Annotated in this window: 16 protein-coding genes; 8 read left to right on the forward strand and 8 right to left on the reverse strand. The window is 67.1% G+C overall.

The features are described 5' to 3' along the window. Positions 1–11: 11 nt before the first annotated feature. From BSY239_RS08485 to BSY239_RS08500, 4 genes are read left to right on the forward strand one after another with little or no spacing between them, the layout of a single operon-like run. A complete protein-coding gene (locus tag BSY239_RS08485) occupies positions 12–698 on the forward strand; it encodes an ABC transporter permease (protein WP_083239886.1) in 687 nt (228 codons plus the stop codon). A gap of 10 nt (positions 699–708) precedes the next feature. After that, on the forward strand, positions 709–1,422 hold the full coding sequence (locus tag BSY239_RS08490; RefSeq protein ID WP_069046461.1) for an ABC transporter permease: 714 nt from the start codon (positions 709–711) through the stop codon (positions 1,420–1,422). A 22-nt stretch (positions 1,423–1,444) separates the two neighbouring features. Then, the gene (locus tag BSY239_RS08495; protein ID WP_069046462.1) at positions 1,445–2,584 is read left to right on the forward strand and encodes a M14 family metallopeptidase; all 1,140 of its coding nucleotides are present in this window, start codon (positions 1,445–1,447) and stop codon (positions 2,582–2,584) included. A gap of 25 nt (positions 2,585–2,609) precedes the next feature. Then, complete coding sequence (locus BSY239_RS08500; RefSeq protein WP_069046463.1) at positions 2,610–3,410, forward strand: ABC transporter ATP-binding protein; 801 nt, start codon at positions 2,610–2,612, stop codon at positions 3,408–3,410. A 5-nt stretch (positions 3,411–3,415) separates the two neighbouring features. Here BSY239_RS08500 and BSY239_RS08505 read toward each other — a convergent pair whose 3' ends face one another. Beyond that, on the reverse strand, positions 3,416–5,902 hold the full coding sequence (locus tag BSY239_RS08505; protein WP_069046464.1) for a penicillin acylase family protein: 2,487 nt from the start codon (positions 5,900–5,902) through the stop codon (positions 3,416–3,418). 72 nt (positions 5,903–5,974) lie between these two features. After that, on the reverse strand, positions 5,975–6,919 hold the full coding sequence (locus BSY239_RS08510) for an adenylate/guanylate cyclase domain-containing protein (protein WP_069046465.1): 945 nt from the start codon (positions 6,917–6,919) through the stop codon (positions 5,975–5,977). 320 nt (positions 6,920–7,239) lie between these two features. Between BSY239_RS08510 and BSY239_RS08515 the strand changes: the two genes are divergently transcribed. Continuing rightward, on the forward strand, positions 7,240–7,575 hold the full coding sequence (locus tag BSY239_RS08515) for a hypothetical protein (protein WP_069046466.1): 336 nt from the start codon (positions 7,240–7,242) through the stop codon (positions 7,573–7,575). 43 nt (positions 7,576–7,618) lie between these two features. Here the strand turns inward: BSY239_RS08515 and BSY239_RS08520 are convergent, their stop codons facing one another. Next, positions 7,619–8,551, reverse strand: a complete 933-nt coding sequence (locus tag BSY239_RS08520; RefSeq protein WP_069046467.1) for an LD-carboxypeptidase — start codon at positions 8,549–8,551, stop codon at positions 7,619–7,621. Between the two features lie 27 nt (positions 8,552–8,578). Beyond that, positions 8,579–9,967, reverse strand: coding sequence for a tRNA adenosine(34) deaminase TadA (gene tadA, locus BSY239_RS08525; protein WP_069046468.1), 1,389 nt, complete (start codon positions 9,965–9,967; stop codon positions 8,579–8,581). Positions 9,968–10,050: 83 nt separating this feature from the next. On the opposite strand from tadA, the gene opgC reads away from it, so the two are divergent. Further along, a complete protein-coding gene (gene opgC / locus BSY239_RS08530; RefSeq protein WP_069046469.1) occupies positions 10,051–11,205 on the forward strand; it encodes an OpgC domain-containing protein in 1,155 nt (384 codons plus the stop codon). Here opgC and BSY239_RS08535 read toward each other — a convergent pair. Continuing rightward, positions 11,185–11,850, reverse strand: a complete 666-nt coding sequence (locus BSY239_RS08535; protein WP_069046470.1) for a GDSL-type esterase/lipase family protein — start codon at positions 11,848–11,850, stop codon at positions 11,185–11,187. The genes opgC and BSY239_RS08535 overlap by 21 nt on opposite strands. Continuing rightward, a complete protein-coding gene (locus BSY239_RS08540) occupies positions 11,847–12,473 on the reverse strand; it encodes an FMN-binding negative transcriptional regulator (protein WP_069048876.1) in 627 nt (208 codons plus the stop codon). Before BSY239_RS08540 ends, BSY239_RS08535 begins: the two co-directional genes overlap by 4 nt. A gap of 95 nt (positions 12,474–12,568) precedes the next feature. On the opposite strand from BSY239_RS08540, the gene BSY239_RS08545 reads away from it, so the two are divergent. Both BSY239_RS08545 and BSY239_RS08550 read left to right on the forward strand, forming a co-directional pair. Further along, positions 12,569–13,135, forward strand: coding sequence for a hypothetical protein (locus tag BSY239_RS08545; RefSeq protein ID WP_069046471.1), 567 nt, complete (start codon positions 12,569–12,571; stop codon positions 13,133–13,135). Positions 13,136–13,239: 104 nt separating this feature from the next. Continuing rightward, positions 13,240–14,151: a RibD family protein gene (locus BSY239_RS08550; protein ID WP_216637510.1), complete on the forward strand. Its 912-nt coding sequence runs from the start codon at positions 13,240–13,242 to the stop codon at positions 14,149–14,151. On the opposite strand, the gene BSY239_RS08555 is transcribed toward BSY239_RS08550, so the two are convergent. Together BSY239_RS08555 and BSY239_RS22820 are read right to left on the reverse strand one after the other, a co-directional pair. Beyond that, a complete protein-coding gene (locus BSY239_RS08555; RefSeq protein WP_083239889.1) occupies positions 14,148–15,107 on the reverse strand; it encodes a class I SAM-dependent methyltransferase in 960 nt (319 codons plus the stop codon). The two genes, BSY239_RS08550 and BSY239_RS08555, sit on opposite strands and share 4 nt — an antisense overlap. Then, positions 15,104–16,159, reverse strand: a complete 1,056-nt coding sequence (locus BSY239_RS22820; RefSeq protein ID WP_069046473.1) for a glycosyltransferase family 4 protein — start codon at positions 16,157–16,159, stop codon at positions 15,104–15,106. The genes BSY239_RS08555 and BSY239_RS22820 overlap by 4 nt, the downstream gene beginning before the upstream one ends. Positions 16,160–16,163 lie beyond the last annotated feature (4 nt).

Here is a 16,163-nt window from a genome sequence, read left to right on the forward strand (position 1 = left end):
GCTGCCGCGTTTTGTCCGGCTACTTCAGCTCGATCCTGCAGGGCGCCCTCCTCACGGTGGGCGTATCACTGGCCGCCTTGATGGTGGCCGTGCTGCTGGGTCTGCTGGGTGCTGTGGCCAAACTGTCCGGCCGCCCCATCCTGGTGGGGCTGGCCACGGTTTACACCACGCTGGTGCGGGGTGTGCCCGAGCTGGTGCTCATGCTGCTCATCTATTACGGCGGCACGATCGGCCTGAACAACCTGCTCGAAGCGATGGGCAGCAAGGCTTCGGTCGACATCAACCCGTTTCTCGCCGGCGTGCTCACCATCGGCTTCATTTATGGCGCCTACATGACCGAGACTTTCCGCGGCGCCATCCTCTCGATCCCCAAAGGCCAGATGGAAGCAGCCTGGGCCTTCGGCATGGGACCTGTGCGCACGTTTCTGCGCATCACCGCACCGCAGATGGTCCGTTATGCCCTCCCCGGCTTCACCAACAACTGGCTGGTCCTGATCAAGGCCACCGCGCTCGTCAGCCTGATCGGCCTGCAGGAAATGACCTACCTGGCCAAGCAGGCGAGTGCTGCCACGCGCGAGCCCTTCACCTTCTTCCTCTTCGCCGCGGCGCTGTTCCTGGTCTACACCTCGGTGTCGCTGTGGGCGCTGCGCTGGCTGGACCGACGCTTCAGCCTCGGCGTGAAACGCGCCAACGCCTGAGCCGCTGCACATGAAGTGGGAAGTCATTTTTCGCCCCAGCACCTTGGCCATGTACGGCGAAGGGCTAATCACCACCTTGTGGCTTCTGCTCTCGTCGCTGGGCGTGGGTACGGTGCTCGCCGTGCTGTTTGCGCTGGCCTTGACGAGCCCGATCAAACCCCTGCGCTGGCTCGTCGGCGCCTACACCTACGTCATCCGCGGCACGCCACTGCTGATCCAGCTCTACCTCATTTACTACGGCCTGGCGCAACTGGACTGGATCCAGGACCGCTGGAACGATGTGTGGCCCTGGACGCATTTCAAAGAGCCGTTTTTCTGCGCGCTGCTGGCCTTCAGCCTGAACACCGCGGGCTACACCGCCGAGATGCTGGCGGGAGCGATCCGCGAAACCTCGGCCGGTGAAATTGAAGCGGCTCAGGCCATGGGCATGAGCCCGGCCACCGCCATGCGCCGCATCGTGCTGCCCAGCGCCATCCGCCGCACGCTGCCGGCCTACAGCAACGAGGTGGTGATGATGCTGCACGCCACCAGCCTGGCCAGCACCGTGCCCGCCATGCTGGACGTGACCGCTGCGGCCAGCCGCATCTATTCCGACTTCTACCTGCCCTTCGAGGCCTACATCTTTGCCGCCGCGATCTACCTGACCATCACCTTCAGCCTGGTGGGCTTGTTCAAGCTCGCCGAGCGGCGTTTCCTGGCCCATCTGGCACCGCGCGGCCATTGAGGCGCGTGGCTTCCGTCGAACCATGCAACGCACCGAATACCCTCTGCTGAGCCCGAGCCTGGGCAGCCAGAAAGCCCTGGTGGCTTTTCACTTCGGTACGCCCGGCGCACGGCCCAAGGTCTACATCCAGGCCAGCCTGCACGCCGAAGAGTTGCCCGGCATGCTGGTCGCGCACCACCTGCGTCAGCGGCTGGAGGCGGCCGACGCCGCAGGCCTGCTGCGCGGCGAGGTGATCCTGGTGCCTGCGGCCAATCCGATCGGTCTGAGCCAACGCCTGGACCACCGCGCCATGGGCCGGTTCGAATTCGACACCGCACAAAACTTCAACCGCCACTACCCGGACATGGCTGAAGCGGTGCTGGCCGATGCCCGCTCCCGGCTGGGTCCCGACGCCCAAGCCAATCTGGCCACGGTGCGCCAACTGGTCGGCCAGTGGCTGACCCAGTGGCAACCGGCCAGCGAACTCGACAGCCTGCGCCGGCAGTTGCTGCTGCTCTCGCACGACGCTGACCTCGTGCTTGACCTGCATTGCGACAACGACGCGGTGATGCACCTCTACAGCGAAGACGCCTGCTGGCCTCCGCTTGAACCGCTGGCGCGCCTGCTGGGCTGCCAGGCCGTGCTGCTGGCGCGCGAGTCGGGTGGCGGGCCTTTTGACGAACGCCTCTCGGGCCTGTGGTGGCAGTTGGCCGCCGCCCTGCGCGCATCGGGTGTCAACGCTCCCCTGCCCCAAGGCTGCGCCAGTGCCACGGTGGAACTGCGTGGCGAGGGCGATGTGTCGCACGACCTGGCGCGCAAAGACGCCCAAGCCATCTTCTCGTTCCTGGAACATGCAGGCGCCCTGGCCGCTGCCGCAACACCCTCTTTGCCCCCCTTGGCCTGCAAGCCCACGCCGCTGGCGGGTTCGCAGACCTTGCGCTCGCCGGTGCCGGGTGTGCTGGTGTTTCTGGTGAGACCCGGCGGTCGTGTGGACGTGGGTGACGTGGTGGCCGAGGTGATCGACCCCACAGCCGCGGGGCAGGCCCGGGTGCATGAGGTGCGCGCCGAGGTTCCGGGCGTGCTGTACGCCACCGTGCGCGAACGCTACATCGTTGCAGGCGGCGAGGTCGGCAAGATCGCCGGCGCCACACCGTTCCGCTCCGGCGACCTGCTGGGCGCCTGAGTTTTCATTCCATCGGGCATCGACCATGACTGCAGAAACCACCGCCACCCGAACGCCCGGCCGCCCCTTGCTGGAGGTGCACGACATCCACAAGCGCTTTGGCGCCAACGAAGTGCTCAAGGGTGTGTCGCTGCAGGCGCGCGCCGGCGACGTGATCAGCCTCATCGGCAGTTCCGGCTCGGGCAAGAGCACGCTGCTGCGCTGCATCAACCTGCTGGAGAACCCCAACACCGGTCGCATCGTCCTGGACGGCGAGGAGCTGCAGCTCAAGGCGGACAAACACGGCGAGTTGCGGGCGGTCAACGCCGCGCAACTGCAGCGCCTGCGCACCAAACTCGCCATGGTGTTCCAGCACTTCAACCTCTGGGCCCACATGACGGTGCTGCAGAACATCATCGAAGCGCCGGTGAATGTGTTGGGCATCCCGAAAGACAAGGCGGTGGAGACCGCGCGGCGCTATCTGGAGCGCGTGGGCCTGCGCGGTGTGGAAGACCGCTACCCCTCGCACATGAGTGGCGGTCAGCAGCAGCGTGTGGCCATCGCCCGCGCGTTGGCCGTGGAACCCGACGTGATGCTGTTCGACGAACCCACCAGCGCGCTCGACCCGGAACTGGTGGGCGAGGTGCTGCGCGTGATGAAGCTGCTGGCCGAAGAAGGCCGCACCATGGTGGTGGTCACGCACGAAATGGGCTTTGCGCGCGAGGTGTCATCGCACCTGATCTTCCTGCACAAGGGCTGCATCGAAGAACAAGGTGTGCCCGCCGAGGTGCTGGCCCGTCCCAAGAGCGAGCGCCTGGCCCAGTTCCTCTCAGGCAACCTGAAGTAAGCCCCTCAGGGCACGAGCTCCAGCGTCGAGGCCCACTCGCCGGGCTTCATCGAGAGGGCGCGGTATTCCACCGCGCCCCAGGTCTTGCTCATGTCGCGGTAGCGGCCTGAAAACACGTTGCCGCTCTGCCCGGTCTGGTAGATGAAGCGCGAGTTGTCCATGTCGGCCAGGTCGTAGATGGCGCGCAGGCTGGCCGCATGCCGGTTGGCGAATGGCGCATCGGCCTTGTCCAGGTGGTACTGGCCTACGTTGACCGTGAACGGATCGCCGCCTGTGGGCGTGCGCACCTCAAAGAACGGCGCCAGCGCTTTCACATTGCTCAGGGGCCGGTGGATGGAGATCGCCGGGTGGGCCTCGGCCCAGCGCCAGGCGGTCACGTCGTCGCCGTGCTTCTGCCTCAATTGGTCGAGTGCACGGTCCAAGGCCCGCGTGCTGGCTGCCTCGCAGCCGGCAGCACCGCACCACGATGCGTCGTTGCGCTCCAGGATGCCTTCGACCGCGTTGCGAAACAGCCGTTTGCCGTACAGCGTCTCGAAGCGCGCCTGCCCCAGGCGCTCGCCCACCACCTGGCGCGTGAAGGCATCGACCCAGGCCGTGTAGATCAATGGAGCCGCCAGGCTGCCCCGCATCTCGCCGCTGAAGTCCTTGAGCTGTGCTTGCGCGGCCGCAGCGAGCGCATGGCTCGACGGTGTCTTCCGCAGGTACGGCAGCAGGCGCACGGTGGCGGCCGATTGCAGGTCGCCGTGCATGGCCTGGAACGACGCCACCGTGTGTTGCGGCGTGGCTTCCAGCAACGCTTCGATGCGTTCCTGGCGGTACGGCGCGGCCCAGTCCTGCGTGATGAAGTGGGGGTAGTCGGCGGCGTGGATGCGCTGGTTGGCGGTGGCGATCCAGCCGCGTTCGCCCGCGTCCTGCGGCGTGTCTTCATAGGGGAGCCAGCCCACCCAGTCGTAGCGCGCTTCCCAGCCCGGCGCAGGCGCCACGCCGCGGATGTCGTTGTCGGCCAATCGCAGCGGCACCCGGCCCACCGCCTTGTAGGCAATCACGCCACTGCGGTCGGCCATCAGCACGTTCTGCATGGGCGAGTGGAAATCGGCAAAGGCTTTGGTGAGATCGGCCACCGACTGCGCGCGGTTCGATTCGAGCGTGGCCACCACGTTGCGGTTGTCGGCGTCCAGGGCCGTCCAGCGCAAGGCCAGCACAAACTTGCCGGTGTCGATGACCTCGCCATGGCGCGCCTGCGCGTCGCTGATCACCGGGCCGTGGCGCGTGCTGCGCACCATGTGGCTCACGTCGGGCTGGTTCTTCACGCGGATGGTTTCCATGCGCAGGCTGAAGTCGGCCCAGACAGGCTCGGCAGTGCTGCCCGGCACACGGTACTGCGCCGGGTTGGCCGGGTTGATCTGTTCGATGTAAAGGTCCTGCACGTCGGGGCCGGTGTTGGTGAAACCCCAGGCCACCTGCGCAGTGCGGCCCAGCACCACGAATGGCGTGCCCGGCAGCGTGGCGCCGATCACGTCCATGCCCTTGACGCCGTCTGCGTCGGGCGCCTGCAAGCGCGCGAAGTACCAGATGGCGGGTGCGCTCAAACCCAGGTGCGGGTCGTTGGCCAGCAAGGGCATGCCGGTCTTGCTGCGCGCGCCCGACACCACCCAGTTGTTCGATCCTTTGCCTTCGATGTTGCCCAGCTCCCGGGTCCAGCGCTCCATGTCGCGGCCGATCAGCGCGGCCATGGTCTTGGGTTCGGGTGTGTGGCTGGATGTGCTCACCGGCGCCGGCCGGTACAGGCCGAGGCCGCGGTAAAGACCGGCCAGGTCGGCCGTGGCCGCGGGTGTTTCGCCGGGGTACGGCGGGAACAGTTCCCACAGTGCCGGCGTGTCGATGGATTGCAGCGCCGTGAGGCGCGCAAACTCGTTGCCCCAGTTGCCGCCCAGGTCCAGCGCCATCATGATGGACCAGCCTACGCTGTCCAGCGGATCCCAGTAGCGCCCGGCGCGGGCCTCGGGCCCCGGGTCAGTGCCGAGCAACACGAACTCGGGCGACAGCGCTTGCGAGCTGTGGGCAAAGAAGGCGTTGATCCCGTCGCTGTACGCCTGCAGGGCCAGGCGCGCATCGGGCGGCAGTCCCTCCCACTGCCGTCTGGCGGCTTCGCGGATGCCCAGTGTGCGCATGAGCTTGTCGGTCTCCAGCGTGGCCGGACCCAGCACTTCCGAGAGAGCGCCGCGCATCACGCGGCGATTGAACTCCAGTTGCCAGCCACGCTCCTGCGCATGCACATGGCCCAGGGCTTTCCAGGCATCGGTTGCACGGCTGGCCAGGATGTGCGTGACGTCGCTGGCATCCCGGTGCACCGCCACAGGCGCGGCCAGGCCGCCGAGCTGCAACCGCCCGTCCATCTTCGGCAGGCTGCGTTGTGCGTAAAACGCAGCGGCGGCCACGGCCGCCACGAGCAACACCACCAGCAGCTTGAAAAAACGTTTGATCCAGCGCATGGCGTCTCCTGCGTGTTTTGGGAAAGCGGTTCATCGCCCGCGTTGACAGCGCGGCGGCGCGGCGGGACGCCGTCAGTTTCGAAGCGGCGTGCGCCCCAGCACCATGTTGCCGTTGACCAGCTTGAAGCTCACGGTGGGCGCGCTGAAATCGGTGAAGGGCGCACCCAACGCGATCTCACCATCGCTGTGCAACATGCACTCCTGGCGGCGCAGCGCAATCACGTTGTCGCCACCGGCAAAACGCACCCAGGTGCCGTAGCTGCTGATGTCTTCGAGCACGTAATTGCCCGAGCGCATGTCGATGCGGGTGTGCATGCGCGAGACGCGCGGGTCGCTCACCACAAAGTCGGCCTCGGGCACCCGGCCGATCTTCAGGGGAAGTTCGGTCAGGCCAAAGCTGCGGGTGCTGTCGAGCCAGGCCAGTTCGATGCCACCCATGCCCACGTCTTTCGGTGGCGTCAGCGAATGCAGGTCGGCAGGCAGCGTGAGGAACTCGGAGAGCATTTCCTGCTGCCATTCGATGCGGAACACCTCGCAAGGCTCGGTGCGGCCCTTGATGCGGATGGGACCCAGGCTGCGGCTGCGAACCGGGGTGCGGGGACCGAGCTCCCGCACGACGTTGTCGGTGGCCAGGATCTGTTCGCCACCGGCCAGATCGCTCAGGCGAGAAGCCAGATTGACAGCGTCACCAAAGCAGTCGCCGTCGACCACCACGACCTGGCCGCGGGCCATGCCGATCTGCATCATGAGCTTGAGGCGGTTGGGCCACTGGACCACCCGTTTGGCGTGCTCCTGCTGGATCTGGACCATGGCTTCCACGGCAAGGCGGTTGCTGGTGAACGAGAGCAACACCCCGTCGCCCAACATCTTGACGACGACCCCGCCGTGCTCCATGCCGGTGGCCCCGATCCACTGGGTGAGCTTGGTCACCACCATCGTGGCGCGGTCGTTACCCAGTGTTTCAAACACCGAGACGCTGCCGGTCAGATCCACGAAAGCAATTGTCAGTTCGGCCATAAAGCTGATGAATATCGGCTGGATTAGAGCACACGGTCCAGGGTGCTCTTTGTCACCAGAAAACACGGCTGCAATGACCCGGTTGCCGGGTGTCGCACGCGCGTCAACCCGCCGCCGATCGGGTATTAATCCCCGACACCTCCGGACACCAAAAATGGACTCAAAGGTATTACATACCTCAAGCATGAGATAAAAACACCGCCGTAAACCTTTGATTTCTTTGTTGTTTTTCCACGCTCAAACGACGTGCGGGATTGCACGGTCACGGTAAGAGAACGTATCCTTTGCCTGGATTCATAAAAAGTCGTTGAGGACACACCATGCGCTGGTTCAAACCGAGTATTCGAAACAGCATTTCCGCTTTGCTCAGTCCGGAGGTTCACAAGGACCCCGGTCAGGCCTTGGAGCCTGTGCGAAAAGCGATGCTGGATGTGCTTGGCGACGACGGCGCCCAGATCAATCCTCAATTGGTGCGTCGCCTCAAATACCTGCACGACCCCCACGCCCTGTGGTTCGCACGTGCCGAGATGGTCGCCGTGTTGAGCCAGTTGCATGGCGAAGCGCTCGCGGTGCACCGGGTTCAAAGCCTTTCCCCCGTGTTTGCCGGCCTGGTGCCCAAAAGCCTGATCGACTCTTCGCGCCTGCGCACCCGCTGAGCCGCACCCGGCAACCCGGCGGCGCCGTGCCGCCCGGATTGCCTCAACCCCAGTAAATCAGGGCGTCGCGCCCTTCCACCATCAGGTCGACCTTTTGCCCCACGGGCAACAGCACCTTGGTGGCCACATGCCCGAACGGCAGGCCGGTGAACACCGGGGTCCTGGTCTTCGTGCGCAACCAGTCCACCACCGTTTGCAGTTTGAAGCCACGGTCGTAACCGGGCACCAGCTTGAAGCGGTTGAACGATCCCAGCAGCACCGCCTTCTGGCGCCCGAGGATGCCCGCGTTGAGCAGCTGCGTGAGCTGGCGCTCGATGCGGTAGGGGTGCTCGTGGGTGTCTTCGAGAAACAGGATGCCGCCGGTGATGGCGGGCAGGTGGGGCGTTCCGACCAGCGAGCAGATCACGTTGAGGTTGCCACCCCACAGGGTTGCCGAACGCACCCGCAGCTCGGGCTGCGCGTCTGCTTTGGCAGGCTTCATGAACGGCAGGTCGGAAGCCGGCAGCCGCCAGCCCGCGCCTTCGCCATGCCCGGCCAGCAAGTCGTCAAAACACGCTTCCATGATGTCGTCCGGCGCCTCGGCACCGAAGTCTTCGCCCAAGGCCGGCCCCGCCCAGGTGCAGGCGCCGGTCTTGGCCAGCAGGGCCATCTGCAAGGCGGTGAAGTCGCTCAGACCCACGAACTGCGTGCCACCCTCAATGGCTTTGGTGAGCTTCTTGAATGGCAGCTCGCCCAGGATGCGGGTGAGCCCGTAACCACCGCGCGAAATGAGCGCCACATGGGCGCCACTGGCTGCGGCACGGCCGATGGCCGCGAGCCGGGTCTCGTCGTCACCGGCAAAACGCATGTGGCTGGTGAGCGCCGCTTCGTCGATTTCGACTTCGTGCCCCAGGGCCTTGAGCCGCGCCACACCTCGGCGGTACGCGGCCTTGTCGCGCACAGCGCTGGAGGGGGAGTAGATGTAGATGTGGCTCATGGGTTCGGGTGCGACAAAAGAGCTCGATTATCGAGGCGCTGCGGCGCCGAAATGGCGCACGGCGGCCTGTGCAATGGCTTCGCCGTGTTCCTGCAAAAAATGCCCGGCCTGCGGCAGCAACATCGGCTCGGGGCAGTGGCGGATCGACCGTTGCAAGGCGCGCATCACCGGCTCTCCCAGCACCGGGTCTTGCTGACCGATGGCCATGAAACTCTGCCCCGTCCACTGGCTGGACCAGAAGTCCTGCGCCTGGCGGCTGATGGCCGCACCGTCGTCGTCCAGGTGCTCGGGAACCAAGGCGGGAAATGCCCGCAGGGCCGCGCGGTGCCCTTTGTCGGGAAACGGTGCGTTGTAGGCGGCGCATTCGTCAGCGCCCATCTGCGGATTGCCACGCGCGAACAGGCGTGCCACGTCGAACGCCGGGTTCTGCGCGCACATGGTTCGCCAGGCCAGAAAACCTGGCGACAAAGGCGTCTCGCCAGTGGCCAGGGTGGTGTTCATCACCAGCAGGCCGCGGTAGCGCTCGGGTGCTTCCATGGGCAGCGTGAGGCCCAGCAGGCCACCCCAGTCCTGCACCACCAGCACCACGTTGCGCAGGTCAAGCCGTGCGATGAATTCGAGCAGCACCTGCCGGTGCCAGCTGAAGCTGTGTGCGCTCTCCTTCTTGGGTTTGTCGCTGCGACCAAAACCGATCATGTCGGGCGCCACCACACGGCCGCCGCTGGCCAGCAGCACCGGGATCATCTTGCGGTAGAGGTAACTCCAGGCCGGGTTGCCGTGCAGGCACAGCCAGGTCAGCGGCGCGTCTGGTGGACCTTCGTCCAGGTAGTGCATGCGCCAGCCGTTCAACGTCGGCAGATCGCTCAGGTAATGGGGTTGCCAGGGGTAGCCGGGGAGATCCTGAAAGCAGGCGTCCGGCGCGCGCAGCGCGTCTTCGCGCAGGGGATGCTGGTTCACACGTCGCTCCTTGAAAAATCCGCGCAGCAGTTCCGCTGCCTCGTCGGCGAGCACGCCGCCTTGCACAACGGTCTGGTGGTTGAGTTGTTCGTGTGCAAAGAGGTTGAGCACCGAACCCGCGGCCCCGGTCTTGGGGTCCGCCGCGCCGAACACCACGCGCGCCAGCCGCGCATGCAGCATGGCGCCACTGCACATGGCGCAGGGCTCCAGCGTCACATACAGGGTGCAACCTTCCAGCCTGTAATTGCCCAGTGCCTGCGCTGCAGAGCGCAGGGCCACGACTTCGGCGTGCGCCGTGGGGTCATGGCCTTCGATCGGGGCGTTGCGGCCGATGGCGATCACCTGACCGTCTTTCACCACCACCGCACCCACCGGCACCTCACCGTCGGCCGCTGCCGCCTTGGCCTGGGCCAGCGCCAGGCGCATGAAATCTTCGTCGGTCGGCGTGAGTGCGGGCATGCCGGCGAGTGTAGGACAGCGCCCCTTTGCACCTGGAGACGGCCGTCCCTCTGGCATCATCGCGGGTTGTTCTGGTTTTCCCTATGTCCACGCCCCTCCTCCACCCCTCCAACCGCCGCTGGGAGCTCGACGCCCTGCGGGGTTTGATGCTCGTGCTGATGACGCTGACCCACATGCCGACGAGTTTCTCGTTGCCGTCGGGCCAGCCCTTCGGCTTCGTATCGGCGGCTGAAGGGTTTGTGTTCCTCTCCGCCTACATGGCCGGTCGTGTCTATGGCAAGCGCGCCCGGCGCGACGGTGTGGTGGCCATGCAGAGCGCGTTCCATGAGCGTGCGCTCAAGCTCTACCTGTGCCAGCTGGCCTTGTTGCTGCTCGCCTTCACGGTGATCGCCTGGCTGGGCGTGCACAACCGCCAGGGCGGTGTGACGGGCCTGCTCGAGTTCTTCTTCATCGATCCACAAGCCGCGGTGGTGGGAGCGGCGCTGCTGCTCTACAACCCGCCGCTGCTGGACATCCTGCCGCTGTACATCGCCCTGATGCTGCTGAGCCCCTGGCTGTTGCGCCGTGGTTTGCGCACGGGTTGGCAAGGCGTGCTCATGGTCAGCGCCCTGCTCTGGCTGGCCGAGCAGTGGGGCCTGGGCCAGGTGTTGTACGAACTTGCCGTGAGCGCCACCGGCCTGCCCATCCCCTACAAGGACATGGGCGCTTTCCATTGGCTGGCCTGGCAGGCGCTGTGGGTGGCGGGCCTGTGGCTGGGCGCCCGCGACAAACCGTTGCCGCGTTTCCCGCTGTGGGTGGTGATCCCGGCCGCGGTGTACGCGGCGGGCATGCTGCTGTGGCGTCAGACCGTGGGCCAGGACCCGATGCCCGGCGTGCCGGCGATTGCGATGTTGCTCGACAAATGGACACTGGGCCCGTTGCGCGTGCTCAATTTCGCCAGTGTCTTCGTGCTGCTGGTGACATTTGGCCCGTGGTTGAAACAGGTGCTTCCGCGGCCTCTGCCGCTGGAGCTGCTGGGCCGGCATTCGCTGTCGGTGTTCTGCGCCCACATCGTGATCGCCTTGTTCACGCTGGCCTTTTTCGGCTCCACCCAGGTGGTGCGACCCTGGAGCGCCGACGTGGCGCTGTTGGCCGGTGCATTCGCCGGGCTCTTTGCCGTGGCGATGGCGCTGGAAGCACAGGCGCAAAGCGGTTGGCGCCAGGTGCTCGCGCGGCGTTCAGGGCCGCAGGTGCGCTGAGACGATCTGGCGCCACAGGCCGTAGCCCTCGGCGCTCAGGTGCAGCTGGTCGCGCACGAACAATTCGGGCCGGGGACGGCCGTCGTTGTCCAGCATGGCGGTGTGCACGTCGATGTAGTCCAGGTTGTCGTGCTGCAGCACATGGGTCTGGATGAGCAGGTTGGCTTCGCGCATGGTGGCCATGAACGCCACGCGTGAAGGGCTGGGTTTGATCGCCATGAAGGCCACGCGCGTGGACGGCAAGGCGCCTTGCACCTGCTGCACGAAACGCTGGAAGTGCCCCAGCAGTTCCAGTGGCGTGCTGCCCTCGTGAATGTCGTTTTCCCCCGCGTACAGCACCACCAGGCGAGGCTGGTAGGGCAACACCAGCCGGTGCACCAGGTCGGCACTCTCGGACAGGCGCGAGCCACCAAAGCCGCGCTTGATCACCACGGCCTGGTCGGCGAAGGTGGTTTCCAGAGCGGTCCAGAAACGGATCGACGAGCTGCCGACAAACAACACGCCACCGGGCGGCGGCATCTGCTGGCGGTCTGCCGCGGCAAAGGCGTCAAGTTCCTTTTTCCAGCGCTGTTCGGTCGCCGAGCTCTGGGCCCACAACGACGCCGGCAGCAGCGCCGCCGCCAGCAGCAATGCACGGCGTTTCACGCGCCCTGCCCTGTCAGGCCCAGGCGGCGCATCCAGCCGGCCAGGGCACGCTCGTTTTCATGGCCGGCTTCGTAGGCCGCGACCATCGCGGCATGAGACTCCGGCCGGTGCTGGTTGAGCTTGACCTTGCACTGCAGATCGACCACGCGCAGTTCGAATGCGTGGATGCCGCCCATCATCTTGTGCTGCCAGTCCTCGGGCAGCGCGCGCCACTGCGCGGCGTAGGCCGGGTCGTGGTCGTGGATGAGGTGCTTGAGCAAGCGATCCTTGTCCTCGAACGACTCAATGAAGCTCACCTGCACCCGGGCATGCACCGCCAGGTAGCTCCAGGTCGGCACGCGGATGAGGTCGGGGTAGACGCGCGGTGTCATGTAGGCCTGCGGGCCCTGGAACACCACCAGGGCGGTGCTGCGCTGGCGCAGAAAGCCCGCGTGTGGATTGGGACGCGCCACATGCCCCAACAAGGTCAGGCCAGCGTCTTCTTCCACCAGGTGCAGCGGCAGTGGCGTGACGAACGGGAACCCCTCGTCGTCGGTGGACACCAGGCTGGCGAAGGGGTGCGCGCGCATGAGTTCGCGGGCAATGGCGGGGTCTTTGGCGGCGAACTGCGGGGGCAGGTACATGGCGGCCTCTTTCGGGCGGTGGACGGACAAGTTTCTGGCGGAGCCGCAGTGTATTCCCGCACTGCAAAGCCGTGCCGCGGTGGGATGATGCGCGCATGTCATTCCTGTACCACCCCGCGTTCCAGAGCCTGGTGCTGCCCTTCGTGCTGGCGCTGGCCATCAGCGCGCTGATGCGTCCCCTGGGCCTGCGCTGGGCCGCGCTGGGTGCAGCGATCGGCCTCGTGCTGACCATGGCCGCCTGGCCCGGGTTCGACTGGCCAGCCACTTCGCGCGTGCAGATGCTGCCCTGGCTTGCCCTCGCCAGCACGCTGCTGGCCGCCCTGGCCATTGCGCTGAAGGCGCCGGGCACCCGCGCCGTCGGACGTCGCCATGGTCTGGTGGTCACCGTGCTGCTCACGCTCGCTGCGATGGCGCTGGCCGGCTGGGGTGCACTGGGTGGCTCGCTGCTGCTGGCCCAGCTGGCCTTGATGCTGGCCTCCGTTTGCGCCGTGGCGGTGTTGTGGGCCTGGCGCGCGGCTTCCGTTTCGCCTGTGTCGTTGCTGCCCTTGTTGCTCACCGGCTTCGGCATCGCGCTGTGCCTGGCCTGGCTGCCGGTGGGAGGCGCTGCTGCTTCGGAAGGGGTCGATGCCGACGATCCGTACTACACGCCCAGCTGGAAGTAGACCTCGCACGGGCGCGGCGTCAAGTCGAGGGCTATTCCGGGCTTTGGCCGGATTCTGGCGCCTTGGCGGGGGCTCGATGCGATGATGTTTCGATGCTGACCACCGTGCAAAACCCCACCTCAACGGCCAGTGATCTTGTCCTGGACGTTCCGCAGGACTGGCCGGGCTTGTGGCTGCAGCTGCTGCGGGCACGCGACGGTGCACCCTCCCCGCAACTGACCCACAGCCCCGAGCACGGCTGGGCGATCGATGGATCCATCGGCGCGCGCGCCTCGGCCCTGTTCGGCCTGTACAAACCCCTGCTCGATGCACGTGCGCGCCAGCGCGGGGTACGCAGTCCGAACCCCTGGGTGGTGGCCCAGCTCGGCCAGAGCCTGGACGGTTTTGTTGCCACGCTCACCGGCGACTCCTACTACGTCAACGGCGCGCACTGCCTCCTGCACCTGCACCGCCTGCGCGCGCTGTGTGACGCGGTGCTGGTGGGTGCCGGCACGGTGGCCACCGACAACCCGCAGCTCACCACACGGCGCGTGCCCGGGCCGCAACCGGTGCGCGTGGTGATGGACCCCGCTGCGCGGCTGGACGGCCTTTCTCGTGTGTTCCGCGACGGCCAGGCATCCACGCTGTGGGTCTGCGACAGCCGCCACGCGGCGCAGGCCCGCTCGCGCCTGGGGTCATCGCCTGCGCGCGCCGAGGTGCTGGCGGTGGACGGCTTGCTGGCCACCGAGCCCACCGCGTGTTACCACCCGCAACGTGCCGTGGCTGCGCTGGCCGCACGCGGATTGAACCTCCTGTTCGTCGAGGGCGGCGGCATCACCGTCTCGCGTTTTTTCACCGCCGGCGCGCTGGACCGCCTGCACCTCGTGGTCGCACCGGTGCTGATCGGCAACGGGCGCCGGGGCCTGCAGGCACCCGCCCACGCGGTGATGGCCGACTGCCCGCGCCCCACGGTGCACACCCTGCCTCTCGGGCAGGACATGCTCTGGGATCTGGAGTTGCGTTCGCCTGTTGCCTAAGCGGGCAGCGCCAGCAGGTCGAGGTGACCCACGCGCAGTTGGCTGTGGGCTGCGATGGCGAGGCGGCGTTTACGCCAGGCTTCGATGGAAGCTGTCGTTGCAGGGCTCTGCTCGCAGGCCGCCGCCAGGCCTTCGATCAAAGCGCATTGCATGGACAGCGCCTGCGGGCAAGTGCGGCCATCCACCCACCAGTCGCTGGCGGCCGTGAACACGCGGTAGCCCGCCGCCTCCAGGGACTGCTTCAGTGCGGCCACCGCTCCGGCGCCCAGCGCCGGACCCAGGCCCTTGTCTTGCCGCTGGTGCTCGCCAAACAAACGATCCACCGTCGCGTCCGCCGGGTCCTCGGGCGCCCACACGTGGCGGCCGTCCACATTCAAGCTCATGAGCAAGGCCACGCCGGATGCGGCACTGGCCGACACCAGCCGGTGCAGCCAGGTGGAGCCCACCAGGTCCAACAAGGCCGAGGCGGTGACGAGGTCGGCCGCGTGCCAGGGCAAGCTTTCAAGCCGAGCCATCAGGTCGATCTGTTGCCGCACGATGTCGGCGTCAAACCCCGGACCGGAAAAGGAAAGCGGTTGATGCAGGCCCTTGTCGGGGCCCGTGTGTGTGCCCTCCACCGCGTTCAAGCGTTCGGGCCAGCAGCGCAGCAGATCCGCATCGTGGTCCACCACCAGCCACTGCTGTGCACCGCCCAGCCGGGGCGCGAGCCAGCGCAGGTTGGCGCCGGTGCCACAGGCCAGGTCGATCACACGCAGGGGTTGTGACGCACCCGCCCGCAACGAGGCCAGCCGACGCACCAACTGGAGCTCATCCGCGGCTGCATCGCGCGCTGTTGCGTCAAACGGCTCGCGCAGTTGCAGCCAGTCGGCGCTGAAGGTGGCGGTGCACACCGGCGTAGCTTCGCCCTGCGGGCTGTGGTGCTCGCCTGATTGGGAACGGCCCGGCGCTGCGTTCATTCCACGCCCTCCAGCACGGTTGCGAATTGCGCGGCCTGCATGGGCCAGGTCGGCAAGCCTGCGGCAGCGGCGCGTGCACCGGCAGCCAGGCGCGCTCGCAGCGCGGCGTCGGACAGCACCTGCGCCAGCGCGGCCTGCAGCGGAGCCACCTCCCCGGCCGGCACGTGCAAGCCGGCGTCGACCGGCAGCGTTTGCGCCAGAGCCCCGGCGTCGCTGGCCACCACCGGCAGCCCGTGCGCGAGGGCCTCGGTGACCACCATGCCGAAGCCCTCGTGCAAGGAGGCCAGGACGAACACGTCGGCCGCGGCAAATTGTTCGCTCAGTGCCCGCGCGTCCAACTCGCCGTGCCACTGCACGCGTTCACCCAGTGGCGCGGCCTGGGCCTGCAGTTGGGTCGCGGTGTCGGGGTCGCGCGTGGCGCTGCCCACGTTGTGCAGCGTCCAGTCCAGATGCGTCAATCCTGCCAGCGCCTGCAGCAGCAGCGCGTGGCCTTTGCGGGCGGTGAGCGTGGCCACGCACAGCAGGCGCACCGGACCTGGCTTGTGCGACCTTGTCGAGGGCAGCGGGACGGGATCGGTGCCGGGTTGAACCACGTCGATCCTGGCCTGCGGCACGCCCATGGCCGCCACGTCGGCCGCGGTGCTGGTGCTGGTCACCACGACCCGACGCACATGCCTGAGCGCTTGCGTTTCGCCAGCGAGCAGGTGCTGGCGAACGCTGTCGGACAAGCCGGTTTCCAGGTGCAGGGGGTGGTGCACCAGCGCCACCCAGCGCAGGCGCTCGGCGTGTTGCGCAGCCAGCTCATGGAGCGCACCGAAGCCCAGGCCATCGGCCACCACCAGCGTGTCATCGGGCAGCGAGGCGACCATCTCGCCGGCCGCCGCCAGCGCGGCCGGGTCCGGGTGCGGCCAGGTGCCGGTGAGCGACAGCACGTCGACCCACCAGCCACTCTCGCGCAAGGCCAGCACCAGCCGGCGGTCGTAGGTGTAGCCGCCGGTGGGCAGGTTCCAGTCGCCCGGGATCAGAAAGCAACAGGCGCGCGGGCCGGGCATGGCG

Origin of the sequence: Hydrogenophaga sp. RAC07, from assembly GCF_001713375.1 — a bacterium.
Lineage (GTDB): Bacteria > Pseudomonadota > Gammaproteobacteria > Burkholderiales > Burkholderiaceae_C > Hydrogenophaga.